Origin of the sequence: Rhizobium sp. Root708, from assembly GCF_001429725.1 — a bacterium.
In the GTDB taxonomy this organism is placed as follows: domain Bacteria; phylum Pseudomonadota; class Alphaproteobacteria; order Rhizobiales; family Rhizobiaceae; genus Rhizobium.
Window position 1 is genome coordinate 320,765 of the sequence record NZ_LMHV01000041.1, and the last position, 25,552, is coordinate 346,316.

21 protein-coding genes are annotated in these 25,552 nt (G+C 60.2%); 11 read left to right on the forward strand and 10 right to left on the reverse strand.

The genetic code is table 11. The features are described from left to right. Positions 1–10: 10 nt before the first annotated feature. Positions 11–739: a L,D-transpeptidase gene (locus ASE04_RS22420; protein ID WP_056822301.1), complete on the reverse strand. Its 729-nt coding sequence runs from the start codon at positions 737–739 to the stop codon at positions 11–13. Between the two features lie 338 nt (positions 740–1,077). Here ASE04_RS22420 and ASE04_RS22425 point away from each other — a divergent pair, with 338 nt between their 5' ends. The 6 genes from ASE04_RS22425 to ASE04_RS22450 all read left to right on the forward strand — a co-directional run bounded on the left by ASE04_RS22425 (position 1,078) and on the right by ASE04_RS22450 (position 7,924). Next, positions 1,078–1,968 carry a substrate-binding domain-containing protein gene (locus ASE04_RS22425; protein ID WP_056822303.1) on the forward strand — a complete coding sequence of 297 codons (891 nt, stop codon included), beginning with the start codon at positions 1,078–1,080 and terminating at the stop codon, positions 1,966–1,968. 105 nt (positions 1,969–2,073) lie between these two features. After that, a complete protein-coding gene (locus ASE04_RS22430; RefSeq protein WP_056822305.1) occupies positions 2,074–3,588 on the forward strand; it encodes a sugar ABC transporter ATP-binding protein in 1,515 nt (504 codons plus the stop codon). Next, positions 3,585–4,547 carry an ABC transporter permease gene (locus ASE04_RS22435; protein WP_056822307.1) on the forward strand — a complete coding sequence of 321 codons (963 nt, stop codon included), beginning with the start codon at positions 3,585–3,587 and terminating at the stop codon, positions 4,545–4,547. The genes ASE04_RS22430 and ASE04_RS22435 overlap by 4 nt, the downstream gene beginning before the upstream one ends. Positions 4,548–4,557: 10 nt before the next feature. Continuing rightward, complete coding sequence (locus ASE04_RS22440; protein WP_056822314.1) at positions 4,558–5,490, forward strand: tagatose kinase; 933 nt, start codon at positions 4,558–4,560, stop codon at positions 5,488–5,490. A gap of 12 nt (positions 5,491–5,502) precedes the next feature. Continuing rightward, on the forward strand, positions 5,503–6,786 hold the full coding sequence (locus ASE04_RS22445; RefSeq protein ID WP_056822317.1) for a D-tagatose-bisphosphate aldolase, class II, non-catalytic subunit: 1,284 nt from the start codon (positions 5,503–5,505) through the stop codon (positions 6,784–6,786). 121 nt (positions 6,787–6,907) lie between these two features. Further along, positions 6,908–7,924 (forward strand): LacI family DNA-binding transcriptional regulator, encoded by a 1,017-nt coding sequence (locus ASE04_RS22450; protein ID WP_056822755.1) that lies wholly within the window; start codon positions 6,908–6,910, stop codon positions 7,922–7,924. A gap of 45 nt (positions 7,925–7,969) precedes the next feature. Here ASE04_RS22450 and ASE04_RS22455 read toward each other — a convergent pair whose 3' ends face one another. The 3 genes from ASE04_RS22455 to ASE04_RS22465 are packed head-to-tail and all read right to left on the reverse strand — an operon-like array spanning position 7,970 to position 10,910. After that, complete coding sequence (locus tag ASE04_RS22455; RefSeq protein ID WP_056822320.1) at positions 7,970–8,725, reverse strand: ABC transporter ATP-binding protein; 756 nt, start codon at positions 8,723–8,725, stop codon at positions 7,970–7,972. Then, entirely contained in the window at positions 8,719–9,783 is a 1,065-nt protein-coding gene (locus ASE04_RS22460; protein ID WP_056822321.1) for a FecCD family ABC transporter permease, read from the reverse strand. Before ASE04_RS22460 ends, ASE04_RS22455 begins: the two co-directional genes overlap by 7 nt. Positions 9,784–9,785: 2 nt before the next feature. Then, positions 9,786–10,910: an ABC transporter substrate-binding protein gene (locus tag ASE04_RS22465; protein ID WP_443216900.1), complete on the reverse strand. Its 1,125-nt coding sequence runs from the start codon at positions 10,908–10,910 to the stop codon at positions 9,786–9,788. Between the two features lie 117 nt (positions 10,911–11,027). Here ASE04_RS22465 and ASE04_RS22470 point away from each other — a divergent pair, with 117 nt between their 5' ends. After that, complete coding sequence (locus ASE04_RS22470; RefSeq protein ID WP_056822326.1) at positions 11,028–11,822, forward strand: class I SAM-dependent methyltransferase; 795 nt, start codon at positions 11,028–11,030, stop codon at positions 11,820–11,822. 29 nt (positions 11,823–11,851) lie between these two features. On the opposite strand, the gene ASE04_RS22475 is transcribed toward ASE04_RS22470, so the two are convergent. Genes ASE04_RS22475 through ASE04_RS22485 form a run of 3 tightly spaced genes read right to left on the reverse strand, consistent with a single transcriptional unit; the run spans position 11,852 to position 16,166 of the window. After that, complete coding sequence (locus tag ASE04_RS22475) at positions 11,852–12,799, reverse strand: alpha/beta hydrolase (protein ID WP_082597441.1); 948 nt, start codon at positions 12,797–12,799, stop codon at positions 11,852–11,854. Positions 12,800–12,807: 8 nt separating this feature from the next. Then, complete coding sequence (locus ASE04_RS22480) at positions 12,808–13,929, reverse strand: ABC transporter substrate-binding protein (protein ID WP_244490475.1); 1,122 nt, start codon at positions 13,927–13,929, stop codon at positions 12,808–12,810. Positions 13,930–13,934: 5 nt separating this feature from the next. Continuing rightward, on the reverse strand, positions 13,935–16,166 hold the full coding sequence (locus tag ASE04_RS22485; protein ID WP_056822335.1) for a TonB-dependent siderophore receptor: 2,232 nt from the start codon (positions 16,164–16,166) through the stop codon (positions 13,935–13,937). A gap of 193 nt (positions 16,167–16,359) precedes the next feature. Between ASE04_RS22485 and ASE04_RS22490 the strand changes: the two genes are divergently transcribed. The 4 genes from ASE04_RS22490 to ASE04_RS22505 all read left to right on the forward strand — a co-directional run bounded on the left by ASE04_RS22490 (position 16,360) and on the right by ASE04_RS22505 (position 21,708). Beyond that, complete coding sequence (locus tag ASE04_RS22490; protein ID WP_056822339.1) at positions 16,360–17,346, forward strand: helix-turn-helix transcriptional regulator; 987 nt, start codon at positions 16,360–16,362, stop codon at positions 17,344–17,346. 122 nt (positions 17,347–17,468) lie between these two features. Continuing rightward, on the forward strand, positions 17,469–18,248 hold the full coding sequence (locus tag ASE04_RS22495; RefSeq protein ID WP_056822345.1) for an ABC transporter ATP-binding protein: 780 nt from the start codon (positions 17,469–17,471) through the stop codon (positions 18,246–18,248). A 374-nt stretch (positions 18,249–18,622) separates the two neighbouring features. Further along, on the forward strand, positions 18,623–19,603 hold the full coding sequence (locus tag ASE04_RS22500; protein WP_056822350.1) for a sugar-binding transcriptional regulator: 981 nt from the start codon (positions 18,623–18,625) through the stop codon (positions 19,601–19,603). Positions 19,604–19,653: 50 nt separating this feature from the next. Continuing rightward, on the forward strand, positions 19,654–21,708 hold the full coding sequence (locus tag ASE04_RS22505) for a bifunctional aldolase/short-chain dehydrogenase (RefSeq protein WP_056822353.1): 2,055 nt from the start codon (positions 19,654–19,656) through the stop codon (positions 21,706–21,708). A gap of 91 nt (positions 21,709–21,799) precedes the next feature. Here ASE04_RS22505 and ASE04_RS22510 read toward each other — a convergent pair whose 3' ends face one another. Genes ASE04_RS22510 through ASE04_RS22520 form a run of 3 tightly spaced genes read right to left on the reverse strand, consistent with a single transcriptional unit; the run spans position 21,800 to position 25,459 of the window. Next, on the reverse strand, positions 21,800–22,843 hold the full coding sequence (locus ASE04_RS22510; protein ID WP_056822358.1) for a substrate-binding domain-containing protein: 1,044 nt from the start codon (positions 22,841–22,843) through the stop codon (positions 21,800–21,802). A gap of 52 nt (positions 22,844–22,895) precedes the next feature. After that, entirely contained in the window at positions 22,896–23,945 is a 1,050-nt protein-coding gene (locus ASE04_RS22515; RefSeq protein ID WP_056822363.1) for an ABC transporter permease, read from the reverse strand. Beyond that, positions 23,942–25,459: a sugar ABC transporter ATP-binding protein gene (locus tag ASE04_RS22520; RefSeq protein ID WP_056822366.1), complete on the reverse strand. Its 1,518-nt coding sequence runs from the start codon at positions 25,457–25,459 to the stop codon at positions 23,942–23,944. Before ASE04_RS22520 ends, ASE04_RS22515 begins: the two co-directional genes overlap by 4 nt. Positions 25,460–25,552: the final 93 nt, after the last annotated feature.

Sequence of the window (25,552 nt, forward strand, 5' to 3'; positions counted from 1 at the left end):
CAGAGCCCGTTTATTGGACGATAAGCTGCGACTTCCCGCGGACGCGATCATAGAGATCGATGACATCCTGATTGAACATCCGCACACAGCCCGACGACGCATTCTTTCCGATCGACTGCCATTCGGGCGACCCGTGGATGCGGTAAAGCGTGTCCACGCCATCCTGATAGATATAGAGCGCGCGGGCGCCAAGCGGGTTCGTCAGGCCTGGCGGCATCCCTTGCTTCCACGTCTCAAGCTTCGGATTGCGCGCGATCATGGCCGGCGTCGGCGTCCAGGTTGGCCACTTTCTCTTCCACTGGATGACGGCTCGCCCCTTCCAGCCGCGCCCCTGGGCTCCAAGACTAACGCCGTAGCGCATCGCGCGGCCGTCGCCGAGCACGAAGTAGAGAAACTTCTGGCTGGTATCCACAATGATGGTGCCCGCCGGTTCATCCGTCGCGTAGTCCACTTCCTGGCGCAGATAGGTTGGATCAACCCGACCATGGTCGATTCCAGGCAGGCGATACTCGCCGTCCTCCAGCGCAGCATAGGTCTGCGCATAGTCCGGCTTCTTCGGCTCACGCGCCGCGGCTTGCGCAAGCTCGGATCGCTCGACTTCAGACGATACGGGCGGCTTGGCCGTTGGACGCGGGATCGCATTTGCGTCGATCGGTATCGATCCGGATTGGGTGCAGGCGGCAAGAAGAGCCGCCACGGCCGCTACTGCGAACACGCGGATCAAGGTGGTGGGATGCAATTTCAGATTTTCCGATTCGGTTGGGCATGATTGGCACCTGCAGCCCCTAGTCCGATCCGTGGCCGAATTGTGATTAGCGCACCGGAAGCACGTCAAGTGCAGGCAGCATCAGGGACCCGTGTTGAGCAAATGCAACAGACTGCTACCTCTGGCTACATATTCGGAATGAAAACAACGATACGTTCTGTGTGTCCACATTTTTCTTTCATTGCGATTCTTTATAATTTGACACGCGTAAATTTTGATGGTGTATAAAAGCGCGATCGGGTTTCGGGAGGGCCTACTCGGTCGCGCTACGAAAGATGAAGGCCCAAGCCGAGTCCTACTCGGGAGGAAACATGGCAATCAAAACATTCATGGCGTCGCTCGCATTGGGCACTGCACTCACCCTGTCGGCATTTGCTGCACATGCGGATGGCATTGGTGCGTCGTTGCTTACGCAGCAACATCCCTTCTACATCGAACTCGCCAATGCGATGACGACGGAAGCCAAGGCAAAGAACGTGCCTCTGGAAATCTCCATCGCGAACCAGGATCTGAACAAGCAGCTCGCCGACGTCGAAGACTTCATCGTCAAGGGCGTAAGCGTCATCGTCATCTCGCCCGTCGACAGCCAAGGCGTCGTCGCTGCGATCGCCAAGGCTGAGAAGGCCGGCATCAAGGTGATCACGGTTGACGTCCCCGCAGCTGGCGCGAAGGTCACCTCCCACATCGGAACCGACAACTTTACCGGTGGTGTCAAGGCTGGCGACCTCATGGCAAAGGAAATCGGCGACAAGGGTAACGTTGCGATCATCGACTACCCGACGGTCCAGTCCGTCGTGAACCGCATCGACGGCTTCAAGAAGTCGATCTCCGGTCACCCCGACATCAAGATCGTCGCGCAGCAGACCGGCATCACGCGCGCCGAGGCGCTCGCGGCTGCACAGAACATGCTGCAGGCAAATCCTGATATCACCGGCATCTTCGGCTTCGGCGATGACGCCGCTCTCGCTGCTGCCGTGGCTGTGAAGGCTGCAGGCCTGGAAAACCAGGTCAAGGTCATCGGCTTTGACGGCATGGAAGAAGCCCGCAAAGCAGTCGACACCAATCCTGTAATGGTTGGCGTGATCCAGCAGTTCCCGGACCAGATGGGCAAGACCGCTGTCGACACGGCCGTCAAGGTCATCGCCGGCGAAGAAGTCCCTGCCGAGCAGCCGATCGTGCCCGGCGTCTACGTCAAGAAGTGATCTGCTCCAGGACGGTCCTTTTCCCAGGACGGGGCCGCTCCGTGCTAGATGGCTCCGCGCATACGCAGCGCGGAGCCATCTGCAAAGATTGACAAGGAGGCCGCCATGAATGCGCCCACCGCAGATACCATTCTCAAAATCAATAGCATCTCCAAGACGTTTGGCCCTGTCGCAGCGCTGAAGTCGATGCAACTGGACGTCCGACGCGGTCGCGTCCACACGCTCCTCGGCGAAAATGGCGCGGGCAAGTCGACGCTGATGAAGATCCTTGCCGGCGTCTACCAACCGTCATCGGGCGACATCACTCTGGATGGTCAGCCCTATCACCCGACGGATCCGCAGCAGGCGGCCTCACTTGGCCTGACGATCGTGTTTCAGGAGCTCAGCCTCTGCAACAACATGACCGTTGCGGAGAATATCCTTGCGACACGCGAGCCGGCGACAGCAGGCTTTATCAACGATCGAAAGCTCGCCAGGGATGCCGCGCGGATCGTAGCGGAATTGGGATTGCCGATCGCCGTCGATGAGAAAGTCGGCAACCTGTCGATCGCCCAGCGTCAGTTGGTCGAGATCGCCAAAGGGCTCAGCATCGAGGCAAAGGTCGTCATTCTCGATGAACCGACGTCGTCGCTCAGCGACAGCGAAGCCGAAATCCTGTTCCAGATTATCGAGCGTCTCAAGGCGCGCGGCGCGGCCGTCATCTACATCTCGCATCGCATGGAAGAAATCATGCGCCTCAGCGACGACATCACGGTGATCCGCGACGGTGAGTACATCACTACGCGTCAGCGCGAGAGCGTGACCATCGAAGAGCTGATCGCGCTTATGGTCGGGCGGCGGATGGACGAGATCTATCCTGCTCGCGAGCAGGCAGCACCTGACCTCTCCGTGCCGCCTGTCCTCTCCGTCAAAAACCTTACCCGCGAGGGTGAGTTCGATGACGTCTCCTTTGCCGTCCGTCCGGGCGAGATCCTCGGATTCTTTGGACTGATCGGCTCCGGTCGCTCCGAAATCATGAATGCCTTGTTCGGCATGAAACGCGCCGGCGGCACGGTGCGTCTGAACGGCGCGGCAATCGATCTCGGTTCTCCCGTCCGCGCCATCGAGAACGGACTGGGTTTCGTGACCGAGAACCGCAAGGAAGAAGGTCTCGTCCTCAGCCAGAGCGTCGAGACGAATATTTCGATGGTGGCGCTGAAGCACTTTGCCAACAAGCTCGGCTTCCTGCGTCGCCGTTCGGAGCGAGACTCCGCCATTGCCCAGGTTTCCCGCCTGTCGATCAAGACGGGATCGTTGGATACGCCTGCCGGCGCGCTGTCGGGCGGCAACCAGCAGAAGATCGTGCTCGCCAAATGGCTTTTGATGAAGCCCAAGGTTCTGATCCTCGACGAACCCACACGCGGCGTCGATGTCGGTGCGAAATTCGAGATCTACAAGATCATACGTCAACTTGCCGCGGACGGAACGGCGATCCTTCTTATTTCGTCGGAACTGCCCGAAGTGCTTGGCATGAGCGACCGGGTCGCGGTCATGCACGAAGGCAAGCTCATCGGCATCGCCGTCGACGGCGATCTGACACCCGAAAAGATTATGGCTTTTGCGACAGGGATGACATCATGAGCCAGACACAGACCTCCAATGCAGCCCTCTTGAAGATCTTCAAGCAGTATGGCGGCATTTTCCTTTCTCTCATCATTCTCTGCGCCATCTTTTCGGTCATGAACCCGCGGTTCATGTCGGTGGCCAACTTCATGAACGTGCTTCAGCAGGTAGCGGTCATCGCGATCGCCGCCTTCGGCATGACGTGGGTCATTCTCCTCGGCGAAATCGACCTGTCGATCGGTTCGATCATCGCCGTGGCCGGCATGGTCGGCGCGCAGTGTTTCGCCTACGGCATGGGGTTTGCCCCGGCGCTGGTCCTTACATTGCTTGCCGGCGCCCTGATGGGCCTGATCAACGGCGTATTAACAGCCAAGCTGTTGCTGCCGTCCTTCATCGTGACCGTCGCGACGATGGGTATCTATCGCGGTCTTGTCAGCCTGCCGACCAACGGTGCGCCGGCGATGATCATGAACGAGACGTGGACGGCGATCGGAACGGAAAGCTTCCTCGGATTGCCGATCATCATCTGGATCGTCCTCGTTCTTTTCGTCTTCAATCAGGTTCTGCTTGGAAAGACGACCTTTGGCCGCCGTGCCTATCTGACCGGCGGCAATCGTGAAGCCGCGCTGTACTCCGGTATCAAGGTCGATCGCCTGAAGATCACCATTTTCATGATTTCCGGCGTTATGGCGGCAATCAGTGGCATTCTTCTCTCGTCCCGCCTGTTTTCCGCTCAAACGAACGCTGGCGTGAGCTACGAACTCGATGCCATCGCAGCCGCGGTTCTCGGCGGAACGAGCCTCGCGGGTGGCGTCGGCACCATGACCGGCACACTGATCGGAGCGCTGATCATCGGCGTCATGAACAACGGCATGAACATGCTGTCGGTCCCTTACTTCTACCAGCTGATCGTGAAGGGCCTCGTCATTCTCATCGCCGTCTGGCTCGACGTTCGCGCCAAGCGCGCCAAGCAATAGGCAGAACACCATGAAAAAAATTCTGACGATCGGTGAAGTCCTCGTCGAGATCATCGCGACGGACCGGGGCAACGGATTTCGCTCCGCCGTTCCGTTGATCGGCCCATTTCCCTCAGGCGCACCGGCAATCTTCATCGATCAGGTGGGCAAGCTTGGCCACCCCTGCGCCATCATCTCTTCGGTCGGCGACGACGATTTCGGATGGGTCAACATCGACCGGCTAAAGACCGACGGCGTCGATATTTCCGGTATCAACGTCGTTGCCGGCGGCACGACCGGAAGCGCATTTGTCCGCTACCGTGACGACGGAAGCAGGGCGTTTGTCTTCAATATTCGCCACAGCGCATGCGGCACGATCGAACTCACCGACGCTGCCAAGCAACTCGTTGCGGAAGCATCGCACCTTCATGTGATGGGAACGTCGCTCTACGCACCGAGCGTGATCGAAACCGTTCTCTCGGCAATGCGCGCGATCAAGGCGAGAGGCGGCACGGTCTCGTTCGACCCAAACCTTCGACCCGAGATCCTCAACAGCCCCGGCATGCGCGAAGCCCTTCAGGCCGTCATTGTGGAAACAGACCTCTTTCTTCCGAGCGGTGAGGAGCTCTACCTCTTCGCCTCGGCCCGGACCGAGGAAGCCGCCGTTCAGGAACTGCTTGCAAAGGGCGTCCAGGCAATCGTGCTCAAGCAAGGTGCCGCCGGCGCGACCTACTACGATGCCAAAGGGAGCCTCACTCGGCCGGGCATGAAGCTCGCGGAAGTCGATCCGACCGGTGCTGGCGACTGCTTCGGCGCGACCTTCGTAACCCTGTGGCTGGAGGGTGAAACCCCGCAGACCGCGCTTCGATATGCCAACGCAGCAGGTGCCCTGGCCGTCACCAAGACCGGCCCCATGGAAGGCGCCTCCACCCGCGCTGAAATCGACACCTTTCTTGCCGCATAGAAAGACAATCGCATGACGCAGAATTACCTTCTCGATATCGCAACCTGGCGCGAGCGCAAGACCGGCTTCAAAGGCATTCCATCGGTCTGCTCGGCGCATCCCTTCGTGATCGAAGCCGCAATGCTGCACGCCTTGCGAGCCCAGTCGCCGTTGCTTATCGAAGCGACCTGTAATCAGGTCAACCAGGACGGCGGCTACACCGGAATGACGCCCGCAGACTTCCGCGCCTTCGTCGAACAGATCGCCGCCAAGACGGGCTTCCCGATGACCGACGTCATCCTCGGCGGTGACCATCTCGGACCCAACCCTTGGAAGGCGATGAGTGCCGACGCGGCGATGGAGAAGGCCGAGACCATGATCCGCGCCTATGCAAGGGCCGGTTTCACCAAACTGCATCTCGACACCAGCATGGGCTGCGCCGGCGAGCCGGTGGCCCTCAGCGACGAGGTAACGGCTGCGCGGGCGGCGCGGCTTGCCAGAGCGGCCGAAGAGGCAATTGTTGACGCCGCTGGCCCGCAACCCGTCTACATCATCGGAACCGAAGTCCCGATCCCGGGCGGGGCGATGGAAGAGATCGAAGAACTGGAGCCGACGAAGCCCGATGCGGCAGCCGAAACGGTTCGTATCCACGCACGCGCATTCGAAGCGGCTGGCGTCAAGGACGCTTTCCAAAGGGCTGTCGGTGTCGTCGTTCAACCCGGTGTCGAATTCGGCAATCACAACGTCATCGCCTACGACAGACAGAAGGCGAAAGCCCTGAGCGAAAGCCTGGCGGGCCTTCCCGGGCTCGTTTTCGAGGCACATTCGACCGACTACCAGACGCGCGCCGCGCTACGCGATCTGGTCGCTGATGGCTTTGCGATCCTGAAGGTCGGGCCAGGGCTGACTTTCGCGCTGCGCGAAGCGCTCTACGGCCTCGACCAGATTGCGACATTCCTCTTCGGTGACAGTCGAACCGCCACGCTTTTGCAGGTCGCCGAGGACGTCATGGTTTCGGATCCAGGCAACTGGAACAAGTACTACCACGGCTCTGACGAGGAGCAGCATCTGCAGCGCCATTTCTCCTATAGCGATCGTATCCGCTACTACTGGCCACAGCCGAAGATCTCGGCTGCCGTTTCGAATTTGCTAGAGCTTTTTGGCGACACGGACATTCCGGAGACAATGATAAGCCAGTACCTGCAGCGGCTCTACCCGCTGGTGCGCGACGGCAAGGTCGCTCCAACCGCAACCGGGCTGATCGTCGGTGCGATCGATCTGGTGCTCGAAGACTACTTCGAGGCCTGCAAGGCATAGCGGTATCGATGTTCCTCGCCGCTGGGGATGGTGTCGCCTTTTCAGTTGACAGGCGACGCTCTTTCCAACGGATATGACGATCGTGCTGCGGGAGAAAAAATTGGATAAACCAATCAAGACGATGGAAGACTTCGCGGAATTCGTTGGCCTGTCCAGGCCGACCGTTTCGAAGTATTTCAACGATCCCAAGTCGGTTCGCGGCAAGACGCGTGATCTGATTGAAATCGCCGTCAAGCAATCCGGCTTCAGACCAAATATTTTCGCCGTCAATCTGAACCGACGTCGCACCAACATTCTCGGGGTCATCATCCCGAACTCGACCGATCCCTTCTACATGGCGCTGACACGGCGCATCGAACTGATCGCCAACGAGGCTGGATTTCTCGCCTTCGTTCTGTCCTCCGACGGCAATCCGGAAATGGAAGACCGCGCCATCGAGACCTTCAAGTCGATGAACGTGGCCGGCGCCATCATCGCTCCACTCGGGGTAGACTCCCATCACGACACCCTCGCCGCGCTTGGCGACAGCATACCGCTGGTCTACGTGGACTCGCCGCTCGACGAGAGTTCGTCCTTCGTCGGCACCGACAACGAGCAGAGTTTCCAGCTGATCGTCGATTATTTGTCGCGCTCGGGCGAGCAGCCCTGCTACTTCCCGATGCCGTCGGTCAACAACAATGCCCGCACACGCGAGCAGGCGTTCCGCCGCTCGATGAAGCTTTTGAAACTCGAGCCAATCGTCCTCGAACTTGAGCCGCAGCGCTCGTGGGACTTCGAACGTTTCGGCTTTGAACAGACCCAGCGAATTTTTCGCGAAGGCGGCTTTCCGACGCGAACCGTCTTGTGCGCGAACGACCGCATGGCGTTCGGTGTCATTTCCGCCGCCTACCAAGCGGGCCTGAAGGTCGGCCATGCACCGGGTTGCGATCTGCGGGTGGCAGGCCACGACGACCATCCGCTTTCCCGCTACGCCTGTCCGCCGATCACGACGGTTGCGCAGAACTACAATGATATCGGACGGCTGGCGATCGAGCTGTTGTTGCACAAGCTCGGAGAGCCGACAGGGCCGCGAAGCGACTTCCCGCCGGATGGGCGCATTCTTCTCAAGGCGGAGCTCCAGTTGAGAGAATCTGCGTAAACACGGGGACGCGACCTCGCATCCCTCCTTCGCACAGTTAGATCGCTAAGGTGCAATACCGTCGACAAGAAGGAACTTCTGGCCCTGCGAGCAGGTCTCGATCCGGGCCTGAACCTTGTAGATCTCCCGCAGCATGTCGGAATTGATGACCTCTTCTGTCTCACCGCTTACCACCATGTTGCCTCCTGCAATCACGATGGTCTGCTCGCAATAGCGCAGCGCGTGGTTCAGATCGTGCAAGGCGACGAGGACAATCATGCCGGTCTTGCCGGCCAGATCGCGCACGAAGCCCAGGACCTCGATCTGGCGATGAAGATCGAGCGCCGAGGTTGGCTCGTCCATCAGCAGAACCTCGGGTTTCCTAACCAGCGCCTGCGCAAGCGAAACGAGCTGCCGCTGCCCGCCGGAAAGTTCGCCAAGGCCACGGAAAGCCAAATCCTCGATCCGCAACGCCCGCAAAATGGCATCGATTTCGAAAAGCTCGCCGTCGTGGACACGCCAGCTGCCACCCTGCTTCGCCGCCAGAAGAACCGACTCGTAGACGGTCAGCACTGCGTTCGCACCGGTATCCTGCGGCATGTAGCAGATGGCGCGGTCGTTGTTCGCGGAGCCCGACAGTTCGACCAGCCCCGGACCGGAGATGAGGCCGGCGATCCGCTTGAACAATGTGGATTTGCCCGCAGCGTTCGGCCCGACAACGGCCGTCAAACTTCCCGCTTTCAGCGTATCGATGCCGACATTCGAAAGGACCGTCACACGGCCATACGAGGCGCCGACCTGCTTCAGGCTAAGAGCTACCAAGCCCGCCTCCTGTTGCTGAAAATGAGAACGAAGAAGAAGGGAACGCCAACGACCGCCGTTATGACGCCGATCGGCAGGATCGCACCGGGAATGAGGATCTTGCTGACAACCGACGTCACGGACAGCAGCAATGCGCCTGCGATGACCGCGCCGGGAAGGAAGAAGCGCTGATCCTCACCCACCAGCATGCGCGCGATATGCGGACCAACCAGACCGACGAAGCCGATCGTTCCTACGAAGGAAACCGGGATGGCGGCCAAAAGGCTCACCGTCAACATGGTCCGCAGCCGAAGCCCGCGGACGTTCACGCCCATGCTTGCCGCCTTGTCGTCACCCAACCGAAGCGCCGTCAGCGCCCAGGCATTGCGCACGAAGAGCGGCAGCGTCACCACAAGAATGGCAGCCGTGACGTAGACCTTGCTCCACGTCGCCTTCGTCAGGCTGCCCATGGTCCAGAAAACCACGGCGGCCAGCGCCTGCTCGGACGCCAGATATTCCAGCAGGGAGAGCGCTGCGTTGAAGGTGAAGACGAGGGCGATGCCGAGAAGAACGATCGTTTCGACCGTCACGCCGCGCATCGTGGAAGCGAAATGGATGAAAAGTGCTGCGAGCATAGCCATCAGGAAGGCATTGATCGGCACCATGTATTCGACCGCGCCCGGAAAGATCGCCACGCCGCCCACGAGTGCAAGCGCCGCGCCGAAACCGGCGGCTGCCGAGATACCCAATGTGAACGGGCTCGCCAGCGGATTGGAGAGGATCGTCTGCATCTGAGCGCCGGCAACGGAGAGAGAGGCCCCTACCGTAACCGCCATCAACGCGATGGGCATGCGAATATCCCAGATGACGACGCGCAACTGGTCGCCCGCCGTCGCCGGATCGAAGAGCGCCGCAAGGACCTCCTTGAGGCTATAGTTCGCAGGGCCGAGAGCCATGTCGGCGGCAATGCTGAATGCAAGCGCAACTGTCAGGAGACAGAGGATCACAATACGCCGCAAGGCGAGAGCGCGATAGCGCTCCCGCCCCGTTGCGATCGGCTGAAGCGCCGCGTCCGCCATTATCAATTATCCTTCAGCGAAACGAAGTAGCCAGGCTTGTAGTCCAGCGGCAGGAAGCGGGTGTGCAGCTCCTTGAACGTGGCTTCCGGGTCGAGATCCTGGAAGAGATCCGGGTGCAGCCACTTGGCGATCTCCTGGATGGCCACGAACTGATAGGGATTGTTGTAGAACTGGTGCCAGATGGCGTGGACGTTGCCGTCCTTTACCGCCTTGACGCCGGTGAAGGCCGGGCGCTCGGTCAGCCCTTCCAGCTTGCGCCGTGCTTCCTTCAGATCAGCGCCGTAGCCGACACCGACCCACTTGCCGCCGGGAACATATGCATCCCACATGCCGCCGGTCACGATGATCTGGTCCGGGTTCGATGCGATGATCTGTTCCGGGTTCACGGTTCCGAATGTGCCGGGGATGATGCCCTTGGCCATGTTACTGCCGCCGGCGATCTCGACCATCTTGCCGAAATTCTCGTTGCCGAAGGACATGCAGCAATCATCCGAGTAGCCGCCTGCCCGTTCCACGAAAACAACCGGCTTCGGCGGATTTTCCTTCGCCAGCACGTCGGTAACGCGCTTGATGCTGTCAGCCCGGAAGCTGATGAAATCCTCGGCAACTTGTTCCTTGCCCATCAACTGACCCATGATCCGCATGCTGGGCTCGGTGTTTTCCATCGGCTTCTCGCGGAAGTCGACATACACGAGAGGAATTCCGACCTTGCCGAGCTTTTCGATGTAACCAGCCTCTTCGGTCGCCGTCTTGGCGTCGACGTTCATGAGGATGACATCCGGCTTCAGCGCGACGGCCTGCTCGATATCGAAGGTTCCGTCCTTCATGCCGCCGAATGTCGGAAGCTTGGCGATTTCGGGATACTTTGCGAGATAGGCGTCGTAAGTTTCCGGATCGGCCTTCGGCAGATCGTCACGCCAGCCAACCACGTGCTCGAAAGGATTTGTCTTGTCCAGCGCCGCGAGGAAGTAGATCTGCCGTCCCTCTCCGAGAATGATGTGCTTTACAGGAACATCGACCTTAACGTCGCGACCGGTGACGTCTTTCAACGTGATGGTATCGGCAAGCGTCGGCCAAGCAGCCGACATCAGCATGCCGACGGAAACGGCTGCGACTCTAAGGGTCATTCGCATCGAGAGAACTCCGGTGGAAATTGCGCCCTGTATTTATTTTATGATTGGAAGCGTCAAGTTTTATCTTTTAGAAGAGTTCGAAACGGTGACGGGCTTGAAAGGGACGTGGAAATGCAAGGGCACAATCATGGCTTGCGCGACGAGATCAAGGACTATTGGTCCCGACGCTCCGAAACCTTCGACCAATCTCCCGGTCACGAGATCTTCTCCGAAGAGGAGCGACAGGCTTGGCATGCGTTGCTTCTCAAGCATCTGGGTCAGGGCGATGGGCGCAAAGCGCTGGACCTTGCCAGCGGCACCGGCGTCATCTCCCACCTCATGGACGATCTCGGCTACCAGGTAACCGGGATCGACTGGTCCGAAGCGATGCTTGAGCGGGCTCGCGCCAAGGCCAAGGCACGCGGGCGCGCCATCAGCTTCTTTGTCGGCGACGCCGAGCGCACGATGGAGGCCGCCGACACATACGATGTGGTCATCAATCGCCATCTTGTCTGGACGCTGGTGGATCCGGAGGCCTGCTTTCGCGAGTGGTTCCGCGTGCTGAAACCAGGCGGCCGGCTGCTTGTCGTTGATGGCGACTTCGTCAACGTCGGGCGTGCCGAGCGCGCGGTCCGGCAGTTGGCGACATGGCTGGAACGCGCCGGCCTTTTGAAAACCGATCCCCTGCATGCTCCACAGGAACTCGCGCAACAGCACAAGAGCATCCTGGCGCGTGTCCATTTTTCCGAAGGTGCGAGAGCCGAGGCGGTCGCGAATCTCCTGAAGAAGGCAGGGTTTGCTCCCGTGGCCATCGACAGCGACCTCCGCCGGATCCACAAAAGCCAGGCGAAGAACTGGAATTACTTCAAGGCGCTGGCGCGTGGACTGCAGCACCGCTACGCGATCGTGGCAGTGAAGCCGGAGTAAGGCGAAGGCGTGTGACGGCCCCCGGCAGCTCAGTCCAACCAGCCCATCGCAACGAACCGCAGCGCACGCGTCAGCAAGGTCGTCATGATCGTAGCGTGGTCCTCGTCCTCGCCAATCTCAAAACGAACATCTGCGTTTGCGCCGAACGACGTCTCGACTTTCCGCGCGAAGTCACGGGCGTTGTCGACCATGCGACGCTGCTGGCGCAAAGCATGATATGAGGCGCTCAGCGTCGCCAGGTCTTGCCATGGTGCAAGGTCCTGCTCCCAACGGCCGGACGCGACATAGAGCCGAAGAGGATTCGTAGTCTTTCCATCGCTGAGGCTATCCACCAACCGCTGCTGGTCCCACCAGATGGACGGACTGAAGGCGATATAGCCATCGAAAAGCGCAGGCTGTTGCGCCAGAACTTCCAAGACAAAATGACCGGCAAGCGAATGTCCAAGCAACGCACGCCGTGTCTGGTGGACAGGAAACTGCGCAGCAATCATCGGCAAAAGCTGCTGACTTATGAGCCTGATGCAGGCTGCTTGGCCACCAAATATGTCTGCAGGAACATCCGTCGACGCGCTTGCCGCCGGTCCCCGCGTAAAGTCAAAGTAGCGACGGTCGGCGGCATAACTTGTCGTGTTGGGATAACCGATACCGACCACGATCGCGGGACAGATTCCGGTCGCGGACGACCGTCGCGAAACACGACGGACAGTTTCAGCAACTGTGACGAAGTCCGCATTGGCGTCGAGCACATAGAAGACAGGAAAGCCGGCGGGCGGTGCCGGCAGGTCAGGCACATAGATGAATATCTCGTATTCGAGACCGGTCTCATCGGCTCGCAGGACAAACCGACGACAGTCCGGGAGAAACAGCGGCGTGGCCTCCAGCGGAAGCTCGCTGGGGGTATCCGATCGATCGCAAGCGTCGTCGCCATACCGGCCACGCGGTTCTCCGGGCATCCCCACGGTTTTATCTTTGCGCATGGTCCGCACTATTCCGTCCAATAGAGGCCGCTGAGCGGCACAGCCGACAGAGCATTTAACGCGCGCCGTGTTTCCTCGACATCCAGATCGGCAAACAGCTTCGGATGCGACCACTTGGCGATGAGTTCGAGGGCAAGCATATCGAGCGGCGAGTTGAACAGCTGCTGCGAAAAACCGTGAACGGCATGATCCTGTGCAGCCGGGAGCGCGGCAAAGCCGGGACGCTCCAACAGTTGCTGCAGGGACAGGCTCGTCATCTGCGCGTCAAAGCGCGGACCGACCAGAAGCCCACCACGGCTTTTCATGTATTCTCCGCCGGTCGCGATATAGACCTCCGGCTTCGAGGCCAGGATGTACTCCGGGCTGAGCTGACCTGACGGCTTGCCCTTGAGGATGTCGCCGATATTGCGCGCTCCGGCAAAATCGATGAAGGTTCCGATGCCCGCACCGCCCGGAGAATTGCAGCATGCTTCCTGTGTTGAGGCATGTGGCTCCAGAAATACGGAAGGTTTGTCTGAAACCGCGACATCACGCGCACGCTGCGCGATCAGCGCTCTATGTTGCTGACGCAGTTCGACAACGCGTTGCGCCTGCTCTTCGCGGCCGGTTATCGTCCCCAGAATCTCGAGACTGATATCGGTGTTCTTCAGCGGGTTGGTGACAAAATCCACGAAGATGACGGGGATGCCGGCGTCATCCAGCTGCTTCAGCTGTTCTTCCGCCGGATGCGAGAAGACCGACAACACCACCGCATCGGGGCGACCGGCCAGAATCTGCTCGACGGCCATGTCCTGCGCATTGCTCGTCGATTTTGGCAGCGCGTCGATCTGCGGGAACCGCTTCTGGTAGTCGGCGTAAAGCTCGCGCCCGAAGCGATCGACATCGTGCGGCCATGCCGCAATCATCGAAACCGGATCGTCGGTCAGAAAGCCCAGCGCGATGATCATCCGCCCGTCGTCGATGACAAGCCGGTGAGCAGGCTTCGGCAGCGAAACCTGCCGGCCTTTGATGTCCGTGACGGTGATCGCCGCCGAAGCCCCGGAGACGAAGGTCAGCAAAAGCAGCGCTGACGCGACGAGAGCGAAAAACCTTCCGGCGTGATGATATTTGCGGACGAGGATCGCTCTCATGCTCATTACCATTTGTAGGTGGCTGTCGCCATGACGACACGGCCGGTGCCATAGAAGCACTGATACATCGACGCGCAGGCTGCGACATACTCTTTGTTGAAGAGGTTGGTGGCGTTAACCGCCAGCTGGAAGCCCTTCATCTTCGGGTCGTAGTTGCCAAAGTCATAGCTGACTGCCGCATCGAACAACGTGTAGGCGGGAACCTTCATGGCGGTCGTATTCGCGGCGTCGCCGTTCGTCGAGCCCATGTAGCGAACGCCCGCGCCGAAGTTCAGGCCCTCCAGTGCGCCTTGGCCGATCGTGTAGTCCGTCCAAAGGCTCGCCATATGAGCGGGAGCGCCAACAGGGGTCTTGCCGAGCGTCGACGCGACATTGCTCCTGGTGACTTCAACATCGGCGTAGGTATAGGCGGCACTGAGGTTCAGCCCATCGAGGATCGCGAACTTCGCTCCCAATTCGACACCGCGTGATCGGACTTCGCCGGTCTGGGTCTGGCAGGTGGTAGAAGTGCAGCCGGTGAGCGTCGTGTTGGTACTGGTATGCACGGTGTCCGTCGTCAGGACGTTCTGTTGCGTCAGGTCATAGAGCGCGACGGTGAAGAGCCCGTCGAAATTGGTCGGCTGGTACTTTATCCCGACTTCATACTGCTGCCCGGTCGTCGGTTTGAAAGGCGTGCCACCATAGCCGGTGCCCATGGTCGGATCGAACGAGGTGGCATAGCTTGCATAAGGTGCGATCCCGTTGTCGAACTCGTAGAGCAGTCCGGCTTTCCAGGTGAACGCGCTGTCGGTCGTATCGACCTCTTTCACCGCACCACTTGAAAATGTCGTGGTCGCGCTGTCGATGGACGACCAATCATTGCGACCAGCGAGCACGAACGCCCAGTTATCGACCTTTACCTGATCCTGAATGTAGACGCCGGTCTGCCGACGGGTCTGGTCCTGTTGGCCGGTGAAAGCCACGCTCGGCGCAGCCTCATAAACCGGATTGAGGTAGTTGATATAGGTCGTCGCCCCATTGCCATAGGTCGAACGGGCGTCGATGAGCTGATAATCGAGGCCGAAGAGAACCTTGTGCTCGAGCGCTCCGGTGTCGAAATCAGCCTGAAGCTGATTGTCGATGGCAAGCGCATTGAACTGTTCGACGTAATGCGTCGACTGGCGCCCGATGCAAAGGTAGGCGACGCCGCCGCAGCTTGCGGCCGCAGCCCAGGCATTCGCGTTCGGCACGACTGAGTAAGCCTTGAACTCGCTTTCGCTGTGCATCATTCGCAAATTCTGCCTGGCCGTCCAGACTTCGTTGAAACGATGCTCCAGTTCGTAGCCGATGGTGGCCTGCGTCCGCGCGAAAGAATTGTAATTCGGATTGCCGCTGAAGAAGTCGTAGGGAATCTGGCCGTTCGGATTTGTCTGCAGCGTTCCGAGAGCAGGCATCCAGTTTGTCAGGGCCGCATTCGGGTCGCGGGTATAGCTCGCCTTGATCGTCAAGGTCGTGTCCTCGTCCGGCGACCAGGTCAGCGAGGGCGCGATGGCGATCCTCTTGCTGTCGGAGTAATCGAAGCCGAGATCATAAAGGCGCCCGACGCCGGTCAGCCGATACAGCAGGTCACCGCTGTCATCAGCCGGTCCGGTAAAGTCGAAGCCGGCTTCGGCGCGGCCGTCATTGCCGAAACGCGTGAACACCTCGTTGGCACTTTCCGATTGCGGTTCCTTGCTGACAAGATTGACGATGCCGCCTGGATTTCCCGAACCGTACAGAACGGATGCCGGTCCGCGCGTGATTTCAATACCGTCGAGCAGATACGGATCGATCGACGGCACATCATAGTTGATGCCCGTCGGCAGCCGCAGACCATCCCAGTAGTGAACGTAGTTGGCGTTGCCGCCGAAGCCACCGAAGCCGCGGATAAAGACGCTATCAAAGCGATCGCCGGGGCGCGAGCCGGTGGTCACGCCGGGCTCGTAGCGAAGCGCCGACGACACGCTTGTCGCGCCCTGCTTCTCGAACTGCTCGCTCGTTACGACCGATACAGACTGAGGCGTCTCAATGATGGCGGTGTCCGTCTTCGTGCCCGCGCGTGATCGCTTGGCGACAGGGCCGCTATCCGTACCTTTCTCTGCCGCGATCGTGATCTTCTGCAGGTCCGTCGCAGTTTGATCTTCGGCCATGGCCGTCGTCACCGCAAAGAGGCTCGCCGATCCGGCCAGCAACCCTGCAACGATCTGTCGGTAAGTCATTTATCCCTCGCGAATGCTTCTCTGGTAGCGCGCATCCATCACGATTGAAAAAGATGATGGAAGTTGTCATGTTTTGGCGTTATACGCATTTGCGACGGCATGGCCATGATGAACTTGTTTGAGAAAACGCCAGTTTTGTTTGAGTTCGGAACGCTGAGCGCCGCCCGGTTTCAAAAACGGATAAAGTTGCCCAATGAGCTCTCTGTTAAAGGCGCATGAATTCTTTGGGCAGATGCAGGCAGGAAACCGTTCCTTCCGGCTGCTGAACTCCAATATCGAATCCGACAAGGCCCTCCTGAAAGGCAGCTTCAGCAAGACCGCGATCAGATCCGGCCTCAGCGTGCACTATTCCGATGTCACGAACCTTTGCGATCTCCACACCGAAACGGAGGCGCCGGCGCATCTCGGCATCAAGCTGTTCTTCCGGGGCGGCGTTGCCGCGAGCATCGGAAACCAGGACATTCCGATGCCGCGCAGGCACGATCGCGATTGCTGGACGCCGTCGGCCACGCTTTTCCACCAGAAAGGCCCAGAGGTCTTTCGGCGGCGCGCGGCAATCGGCGACCGGGTGCGCAAACTGACGATAAAGATTTTTCCTGAATGGCTGGAATCGGGCGACGTATTCTCCGATGCAAGCGCCAGTGGCATCAAGCGCTTTACGGCTCAAACACTTGCGGCCCGCTCATGGACACCCAGCGCTTCTCTCTTGGCGCTTGCCGAACAGGTGATCCGTCCTCCGGCGATAGATACTTGCCTCAGCCGCCTCTACATCGAAAGCCGTGTGCTCGGCATTATCGGAGAGGCTTTCGGCATGCTGTCCGAGGATCATAATCCGGCCGACGGGCGCAGCGGCCTCACGGTCGCCGAAAGACGCCGCCTGATGCTGGCCGAAGAACTGATTGCCGGCACCACCGATCCGCTTTCGCTGGAGGAAATCGCCGCAAGGGCTGGGGTCGGGGTCAACACGCTGCAGCGTCTCTTCCATACCGCCCATGACACGACCGTCTTTCATTATGTCCGCGCCAGGAGACTCGAGCAGGCTCGGCTTGCGCTCGAAAACGAGGAACTGTCGATCGCGCAGGCGGCATACATGGCCGGCTATACCAGCGCCGCGAATTTCTCGACCGCCTTCAAGCGCCGCTTCGGTTTCACCCCCAAGGACGCGCGGCGCCCCAAATAGCCACCAGCTTTCCGCGATGTCCCGGAAAAACAATGCCGCCTTTCTAAGTTGACATATCCAGTAAGGTTTTGCAGAAGCATTGGCACATTCAAAGTGCTTTTGCCGAATTCGGAGATGCTCGTATGGCGACCACGTTCCTGTCCATGTCTCAGGTGCAATACGAGGCCGAGAAGAAACTGATCCTCTCCGGTATCGATCTCTCGCTTGAAAAAGGTCGGGTCTACGGCCTGGTCGGCCAGAACGGCAGCGGCAAGAGCACGCTTCTGAAAATCATGGCGCGGCAAATCTCTCCCACCTCGGGCGATGTCCGCCTGCAGGGCGAAGCTGCGGCGGACTGGAAGGCCCGGGCCTTCGCCCGCGAAGTCGCCTACATGCCGCAGTTTACGCCGACAACCGACGGCATGACCGTGCGTGAGCTCGTCGCCCTCGGCCGCTTTCCCTGGCATGGAACACTCGGCCGTTTTACCAAGAGCGACCAGCAGCTTGTCGATGATGCCATTGAGAGAACAGACCTTGAGCGGTTTCGGGACAGTCTGGTTGCCAATATGTCGGGCGGTGAACGCCAGCGCGCCTGGATCGCCATGATGCTTGCGCAGAACGCGAGCTGCCTGCTTCTCGATGAGCCGACTTCTGCGCTCGATCTGCTGCACCAGGATGGCGTGCTCGCTCTTCTGCGCGAACTCAGCCACGAACGCGGCTTGACCATCGTCGTGGTTCTCCACGACATCAATCTCGCGGCCCGCTACTGCGACGAGATCGTTGCGCTCAACAACGGCCGGATTTCCGCGCGGGGACGCCCCGGCGAGATCGTTCAGTCCGACGTGTTGAAATCCGTTTTCGGCGTCGAAATGGGCGTGTTCCCTCACCCCGTGAGCCACGCGCCGATCAGCTATATCCTTTAAGCCAGACAAGAACCGAAGTTGGCAGCCCGCTTGCGCCCGCGATTGCGGGAGCACGCCGGCGCGTGCTTCCTGAACTGGCCAGGCTCGCATGCGTGGGCATCCATGCTGGGAAGCGTCCTGCCGTTGGCTCTGACGGTCCTCGTAGGCTGTCACCTATCTTCTCGTTGCCGTAATAGCCTTGAAATCGCTTCTATTCCATAGGAGCGACGAGCGCCTGCGATCAGGTGCTGCTTTGGCGTCGACACGCCGAGAACTCCAAGCATGACGGGCTGTCAGAAGTTTCACGGAGGCCTGGCCGGACCAGCTCCTCATCATCGCATTGACTTTTGTCAGCATCGATGAATTATGTCAGAACAGATTCTTGAAAGGCCCCCATGCCCATCCGCGCCACCGACCAGATCATCCATAAGGCCGCCTGGCTCTATTACAATCACGGCCTGCGCCAGGACGAGGTCGCACAGAAGCTGGAAATTTCCCGCGCATCAATCGCGGCCTATCTCCGCCGCGCGCGTGAAATGGGCATCGTCACGATCACCACGTCTTCCGAGTTGTTTTCGGACGACGTTCTCGCCCGCGAGCTCGAGGACGCAACAGGTTTGACGACTGCCTGGATCGTTCCTGAGGACCGGCAGGCTATGGATCCTGCGGCGGAAATGCCTGTAGTGGCGGCCTCGGTTTTCCTCGAGCTGATCGAGAAAGGCGACCGGATCGGCGTGGCGTGGGGCCGTACCGTCTATCATATCGCCGACGTGATGCCATTCGCGGATCTGCGCGGGGTAACGGTTGTGCAGCTTTGCGGAAACCTCGGCGCGCCCTACTCCTACCGTCCGGATCAATGCACGACCGAAATTGCCCGCCGCCTGAATGCCGAAGGCATTAACTTCTACGCACCGCTCGTGCTTTCGACCGAGCGCCTTGCCGAAGAATTGCGCGGCGAGCCCGTCATCAAGGAGCAGCTTGCGACGATCTCCGATTGTCAGCTGGCTCTCTACTCGGTCGGCGGCATCGAGGATGACAGTCACCTCGTCAAATGCGGCGCGCTTTCGGCGGAAGACATGCATACGCTTGGAAAGAACGGTGCCGCCGGCGTCATCGCCGGACAGCTGATCGATCGTGACGGGCAATGGATGGATTGCGCCCATAACCGGCGCTGCATATCCGCCGATCTGAGTTCGATCCGCGCCATCAAGAAGCGCATGCTTGTCGTGCAGGAAGACAACAAGTTCGAGCCGCTGATGGCTGCCCTCAGGGGCGGTTTCGCATCGCATCTCATCGTTACCACCTCGATGGCGCGTAAAGTCATGGAGCGCTGGAACCGGGAAGGGCTTGGCAAAGGCGCTCCAGGCGCCGCCTAGGTTTCATCAGGCAGCCCTCGGTGCAGCCGATTTATCGGGAGGAACATACAATGGAAAATCTGTGGCGGGACGACACGGCGGAGAAGGTTGTCGCCGACTACGCAGCGAAGGGCATCGGCCGTGACCTTGCGCTGCGAACCTATACGACCCGGCTTCTGGGCGGTGAACCTCGTCTCGTTCTCCATGGCGGTGGAAACACGTCCGTCAAGACCGAAGCCACCGATATGGTCGGCGATACGCACGCGGTGTTGTGCGTGAAGGGAAGCGGATGGGACATGGGCACCATCGAGCCCCCCGGCCTGCCTGCCGTAAAGATGGGCCCACTTCTGAAAAGCCGCAGGTTCGAAAAGTTATCGGATGAAGACATGGTCACGCTGCTGCGCGCCAATCTCATGGATCCCGCTGCTCCGAATCCGTCGGTTGAGGCGCTGCTGCATGCCTTCCTGCCGCACAAGTTCGTCGATCATACCCATTCCACGGCGATCCTTGCGATTGCCGACCAGGCCGCCAGCCGAACGATGTCGCAGGAACTGTTCGGCAAGAAGATGGGCTTCGTGCCTTACATCATGCCCGGTTTTGCTCTCGCAAAGGCGGCCGCGGAGGTGTTCGAGCAAGACCCGACAGTCGAGGGGCTGATCCTCGACAAGCATGGAATCTTCACCTTCGCCGAGACGGCCAAAGAGGCCTATGACCGGATGATCCACTACGTCACGCTTGCCGAGGACTATGTCAGGCACAACGGACGCAATCCTTTCACGTCCGCCCGCTTACCCGCCGCTATTGCAGGCCCCAATGACATTGCGCCGATGCTGCGCGGCGCGGTGGCCGTCGACAAGGGTAACGGCCGCTTCGATCGCATGGTGAGCGTTTTCCGGAGTTCCCCGGCAATCCTCGATTTCGTCAACGCGGCTGAGGTCGATGATATGGCCGCACGCGGCGTCTCGACACCCGACCTTTCGATCCGCATCAAGACTGGCCCGGTAGTGTTGCCGGCGCCGGCGCAAGATGCGTTGGGCGACTATCGCGCCGTCATCGATGAGCGCGTTGCATCCTTTGTCGCCGACTACACCGAGTATTTCCGTGGCAATGACGCCCGCGACGACGTCAAACGCGTCATGCTCGATCCGAAGCCGCGGCTGACCCTGGTGGCCGGCGTCGGCATGTTCGGGCATGGACGCACCTACAAGGATGCCGCGATCGCTGCCGATGTCGGCGAAATGTGGATCGAGGCAGCACGCGACGCTGAATCGGTCGGACGTTTCGAGCCGGTAAGCCGTTCGGACCTCTTCGATCTCGAATATTGGTCGCTCGAGCAGGCAAAGCTCAGCGGCGCCAAGCCGAAGCCGTTTACCGGCCAGGTTGTGCTCGTTACCGGCGGCGCCGGCGCTATTGGCGCTGCGATCGTGAAAGCCTTCGTCGCGGAAGGCGCGCATGCCGTTGTCGTTGACCTCGACGGTGAAAAGGCAGCCGCGATCGCCAAGGCCGTCGGTAACGGCGCGATCGGACTGGGCTGCGACATCACGGATCCCGCGTCTGTGCGCGCCGCTTTCGATGCAGCGGTGTCGAGGTTCGGCGGCGTCGACATCGTCGTCTCCAATGCCGGCGCCGCCTGGGAGAGCCCGATCGCCACGATGGACGATGCGCTTTTGCGAAAGAGCTTCGAGCTCAACTTTTTCGCCCACCAGACTGTGGCGCAGAACGCCGTGCGCATCATGAAGGCCCAGGAAACCGGCGGCGTCCTGTTGTTCAACGCTTCGAAACAGGCGGTCAATCCGGGGGCAAAATTCGGCGCCTATGGCTTGCCGAAGGCCGCGACACTCTTCTTGTCCCGGCAGTACGCGCTGGAGCATGGCGCGGACCGCATCCGCGTCAACGCCGTCAACGCCGACCGGATCCGCTCCGGTCTGCTGAACGACGAGATGATTGCGAACCGATCGGCCGCACGCGGTGTATCAACCGACGAATATATGGCCGGCAACCTTCTCGGCCTCGAGGTGACGGCTGATGATGTGGCGAGAGCCTTCATCCATCACGCTCTCGCGGAGCGCACGACGGCCGATGTCACAACTGTTGACGGCGGCAACATCGCAGCCGCAATGCGCTAGGTAAGGCATGGCCACCCCGCGGAACTAAATCGGAGAACGAAAAAAGGGACGGCTGATCGGCCGTCCCTTTCTCTTTGCGAATGCTACCGGCTTAGGGCTTCGGCATCCAGGCAGGCATGGCAACCTCGGCATGCGCGAACTGCGGCAGCTTCACGCCGAGTTCTTCCATGTTCTTGATGTCCTGATCATTCAGATCTTTCTGCGTGATCAGCGTCGGCGGCACGATAACCTGATGGCCCGGATCTTCTCCCGCCAGAAGCATTGCCAGCGAACGCACCGAGACCTGGCCAACGACCGCCGGATTCGTTGCAGCCGTCGCGGCCCAGGCAGAACCCGATTCACGCATCGCCGCGATGTCAGGCGTGGAAATGTCGGCGGAGTAGATCTTTACGTTCGACGACAAACCCGCCTCGTCGACGGCGATTTTCACGCCCTTGGCGAATTCGTCGTAGGGCGCAAACATCACGGTGATATCGGGGTTGGCGGTGATTACCGAGCGGGCCTGGTTCGCGACGGAGTTGGCAATCGGATTGTCCATCGTGCCGAATTGCGCGGCTTCATTGATGCCGTTGTACTTTGCCTTGAACTGCTTCCAGGTCTCGTCGCGACGGTCGAGCGGCGCAATACCCGCTACGTAGACGTAGCCGGCCTTGAAGCTTTCGCCGTTGTCTTTCACCGCCTGCTCCAGAGCCAGGCGGGCAAGGTCGCGGTCCGACTGCTCGACTTGGGGAATCTTGTCGTTCTCGACATTGACGTCGAAGGCGACAACCTTGATACCGGCATCGATCGCACGCTGCGCGGCTTCCTTCATGGATTCCGTCAGGCCGTGCTGGATGATGATGCCCTGGACGCCGAGCGCGATGGCCTGGTCGACCATGTCAGCCTGGAGCGCCGCATCCTGGCGGCTGTCGAAAACCTGCAACTGAACGCCGAGCGCCTTTGCCTGTGCCTCCACACCGGCAAGGTACGACTGGAAGAAGTCACCGGTCGACAGATAGCGCACGAGCGCGATCTTCACGTCGCCCGGCTTGTCGAATGGCTTTGGCATGTCTGCTGCTGCCAACGGGCCGGCGAATGCCGTCGCGCCCATCAGCCCGAGCGTTAACTTGCCCAGGGTTCTGCGTGTTATGTTCATTTCAGTCTCCTCCACTGGTGAACCTTGTCTATCCGCCTGCGGGCAGCGCCCGTCAGGGTTTGCCTCTTTTCGAGAGGGCAAAGGTGAAGATCAGGGCGATCACGAGGACGGCGCCCTTCACGAAGTCCTGTGTGTAATAGGGCGCGTTCATCATCGTCAGCCCTTGAAGAAGGATGCCGACAAAGAGGGCGCCGACCGCTGTTCCGAACGCGTTCGGCTTGGCGGCTCCCATGACCGCAAAGCCGATGAGCGCCGCAGCAACGGCATCGAGCAGAAGATTGTTGCCGGAGGCAATATCGCCGCGGCCGAGACGCGCCGCGAGAAGGATCCCGCCGATCGATGCGAAGACGCCCGAGATGATGTAAGCCGAGATCTTGTAGGCATTGACCGGGGCGCCGGCGAGGCTTGCGGCGCGCTCGTTGGAGCCAACCGCATACATCATGCGACCGAACCGAGTGTACTCCAGGAAGAACCAGATCACGATCGCCAGCACGATCAGCACCACGACCGACACAGGCACGAGATTTGGCAGAATGAGATCGAAGCGGTGGCGCCCAAGCGCAAGGAAGGCCGGGCTGAAGGTGCCGCTTGCCACGGATCCGTCCGGCAGGGTCATCCCGGTCGCAATCGACCGCCCCTCCGTCGGGATGCGCTGCAGGCCGAGTAACAGGAACATCATCCCAAGCGTCGCAAGCAGATCCGGCACCCGCATGTAGACGATGATGATGCCGTTGATCAGGCCGACCAGCACGCCGATCGCCAGGCAGACAAGCGTCGCGGTCAAGGCGTCGCCGCCCATCACCACCATCACGTAGGACGAGGCCATCATCGCCGTCGTCGCAACCGAGCCGATCGAGAGATCAAATCCACCGACCACCAGCGTCGCGGTGACACCAAGCGCGAGGATGCCGGTGATCGATACGGACTGGAAGATGAATACGGCGCTCTGCGGCGAGGCGAAGCCGCCGGTGACGAGCGAGAAATAGATGACCATGCCGGCGAGAAGCACGAGGAACCCGTACTTGATCACCATCTCCCGCAAGCCCGGCGCGGTCGGGACGACGGACGTCATGGGCGTGGCCTTGCTCTGTTCGCTGCTCATATTGCGCTGACCTGCTGATAGAATTGACCCGCTATCTCCGACAGCAGGCGCTCGACGTCGATGTCGGCGTTGCGATGCTCGCCGACAACAGTGTGTTCCGACATGACAAGAATGCGGTCGGCGACCTCCAGGGCTTCGTCGAGTTCCGTGAGGAAAACGATCGTGGCGCGACCGGCCGCGGTAGCGCGAAGCTTCGCGCCAATGTCACGCCGCGCGGCGATATCGACACCCTGAAATGGTTCATCGAGGATGAGAAGACGTGACGGCTCGGAGAGCCATCGTCCGACCATGACCTTCTGCTGATTGCCGCCCGACAATGTCTGCATGTCGTTGCGCTCGCTGCGGCAGACTATGCCGAGCGACGCGATCTGCCCCCGCGCTTTCGAGCGCTCGGCGCGACGGTTCGAAATGCCGAGGCGCGACAGGCGACGCAGGAACGGTAGGCTCATGTTTTCGTAGACGTTGAAATCAGGAACGATTCCGCTCTCGGACCGATCCTTGGCCACGAGAAACACTCCGCTTGCGATGGCCTGCGCGGTATTCCTCGGCGCGTATCGCTCGCCATGAAGCATCATGTCGCCGGCAATTGGCGCCCTGGCGCCGAAAAGCGTTTCCGCAAGCGCGGTCTTGCCGACACCGACAAGACCGGTAACCGCGACGACTTCGCCCTCTCCGAGCTCCAGGTGGATCGGGCGTGAGCGTTCCGTAAGCTTGAGGTTACTGACTTTCAGGACAGGAGCGCTTGCATCCCGCAGCGCGATGGTGCCCGCGGCGATCGTCCGGCCGAGCATCGCATTGACCGCACCTTCATAATCGATGTCAGGTCCTTCAAAACGACCGGTGATACGCCCATCGCGAAGTGCTACGATGCTATCGGCCAGCCGGCGGATATCCGACATGCGGTGCGAGATATAAAGGATCGCCACACCGCGCGCCTTCAGCCGATCGACAAGCTCGAACAGTCGTTCGGCTTCCGCGCTGGAAAGCGACGACGTCGGCTCATCGAGAACCAGAACCTTCGGTTCATGCGCCATGGCGCGGGCAATCGCCACCATCTGACGGTCGGCAAGCGTGAGGTCGCTGACATCAGCACCGAGATCAATATCCAGCCCCATCCGGGCGGCAACCGCCGCAGCTTCACGGCGCACACGGCGCGGATTGAAAAGGGTACGCGCGCCGCGTCCACTCAGCCGATCCAACGTCAGGTTGGTTGCGACATCGAGATCGGCGACCACTCCGTCATTGATATTCTGGTGAACCGTCACGACGCCCGAACGGATCGCCTGCGCGGGCGTCGACGGCTCGAAAGCCTCGCCGGCAAGCTTCATCGAGCCGGTGTCAAGCGCGTAGACACCGCTTAGGATACGAACGAGCGTCGACTTTCCCGCACCATTCGCGCCCATCAGAACCGTAACGGCTCCGGCATTGAGGTCGAGATCCACCCCTTGGAGCACCTGTACGGCCCCAAAGGATTTGCGCACGCCCTCGATGCGAAACACAGCTCGTTCGCTCATGATCTCCTCCCAATTTCGTCAGGTTAAGATAGGCTATCATCAAATGTCAAGGCCATTGACATTTGACAGAATGACGCCTTAGCTAGCGTCAGG

What these genes read in the sequence shown, in the direction of transcription:
- ASE04_RS22425 (WP_056822303.1), top strand. Translation starts at nt 1,078, where the DNA reads ATGGCAATCAAAACATTCATGGCGTCGCTCGCATTGGGCACTGCACTC.
- ASE04_RS22430 (WP_056822305.1), top strand. Translation starts at nt 2,074, where the DNA reads ATGAATGCGCCCACCGCAGATACCATTCTCAAAATCAATAGCATCTCC.
- ASE04_RS22435 (WP_056822307.1), top strand. Translation starts at nt 3,585, where the DNA reads ATGAGCCAGACACAGACCTCCAATGCAGCCCTCTTGAAGATCTTCAAG.
- ASE04_RS22440 (WP_056822314.1), top strand. Translation starts at nt 4,558, where the DNA reads ATGAAAAAAATTCTGACGATCGGTGAAGTCCTCGTCGAGATCATCGCG.
- ASE04_RS22445 (WP_056822317.1), top strand. Translation starts at nt 5,503, where the DNA reads ATGACGCAGAATTACCTTCTCGATATCGCAACCTGGCGCGAGCGCAAG.
- ASE04_RS22450 (WP_056822755.1), top strand. Translation starts at nt 6,908, where the DNA reads ATGGAAGACTTCGCGGAATTCGTTGGCCTGTCCAGGCCGACCGTTTCG.
- ASE04_RS22460 (WP_056822321.1), bottom strand. Translation starts at nt 9,783, where the DNA reads ATGGCGGACGCGGCGCTTCAGCCGATCGCAACGGGGCGGGAGCGCTAT.
- ASE04_RS22465 (WP_443216900.1), bottom strand. Translation starts at nt 10,910, where the DNA reads ATGACCCTTAGAGTCGCAGCCGTTTCCGTCGGCATGCTGATGTCGGCT.
- ASE04_RS22470 (WP_056822326.1), top strand. Translation starts at nt 11,028, where the DNA reads ATGCAAGGGCACAATCATGGCTTGCGCGACGAGATCAAGGACTATTGG.
- ASE04_RS22475 (WP_082597441.1), bottom strand. Translation starts at nt 12,799, where the DNA reads ATGCGCAAAGATAAAACCGTGGGGATGCCCGGAGAACCGCGTGGCCGG.
- ASE04_RS22480 (WP_244490475.1), bottom strand. Translation starts at nt 13,929, where the DNA reads ATGAGAGCGATCCTCGTCCGCAAATATCATCACGCCGGAAGGTTTTTC.
- ASE04_RS22485 (WP_056822335.1), bottom strand. Translation starts at nt 16,166, where the DNA reads ATGACTTACCGACAGATCGTTGCAGGGTTGCTGGCCGGATCGGCGAGC.
- ASE04_RS22490 (WP_056822339.1), top strand. Translation starts at nt 16,360, where the DNA reads ATGAGCTCTCTGTTAAAGGCGCATGAATTCTTTGGGCAGATGCAGGCA.
- ASE04_RS22495 (WP_056822345.1), top strand. Translation starts at nt 17,469, where the DNA reads ATGGCGACCACGTTCCTGTCCATGTCTCAGGTGCAATACGAGGCCGAG.
- ASE04_RS22500 (WP_056822350.1), top strand. Translation starts at nt 18,623, where the DNA reads ATGCCCATCCGCGCCACCGACCAGATCATCCATAAGGCCGCCTGGCTC.
- ASE04_RS22505 (WP_056822353.1), top strand. Translation starts at nt 19,654, where the DNA reads ATGGAAAATCTGTGGCGGGACGACACGGCGGAGAAGGTTGTCGCCGAC.
- ASE04_RS22510 (WP_056822358.1), bottom strand. Translation starts at nt 22,843, where the DNA reads ATGAACATAACACGCAGAACCCTGGGCAAGTTAACGCTCGGGCTGATG.
- ASE04_RS22515 (WP_056822363.1), bottom strand. Translation starts at nt 23,945, where the DNA reads ATGAGCAGCGAACAGAGCAAGGCCACGCCCATGACGTCCGTCGTCCCG.
- ASE04_RS22520 (WP_056822366.1), bottom strand. Translation starts at nt 25,459, where the DNA reads ATGAGCGAACGAGCTGTGTTTCGCATCGAGGGCGTGCGCAAATCCTTT.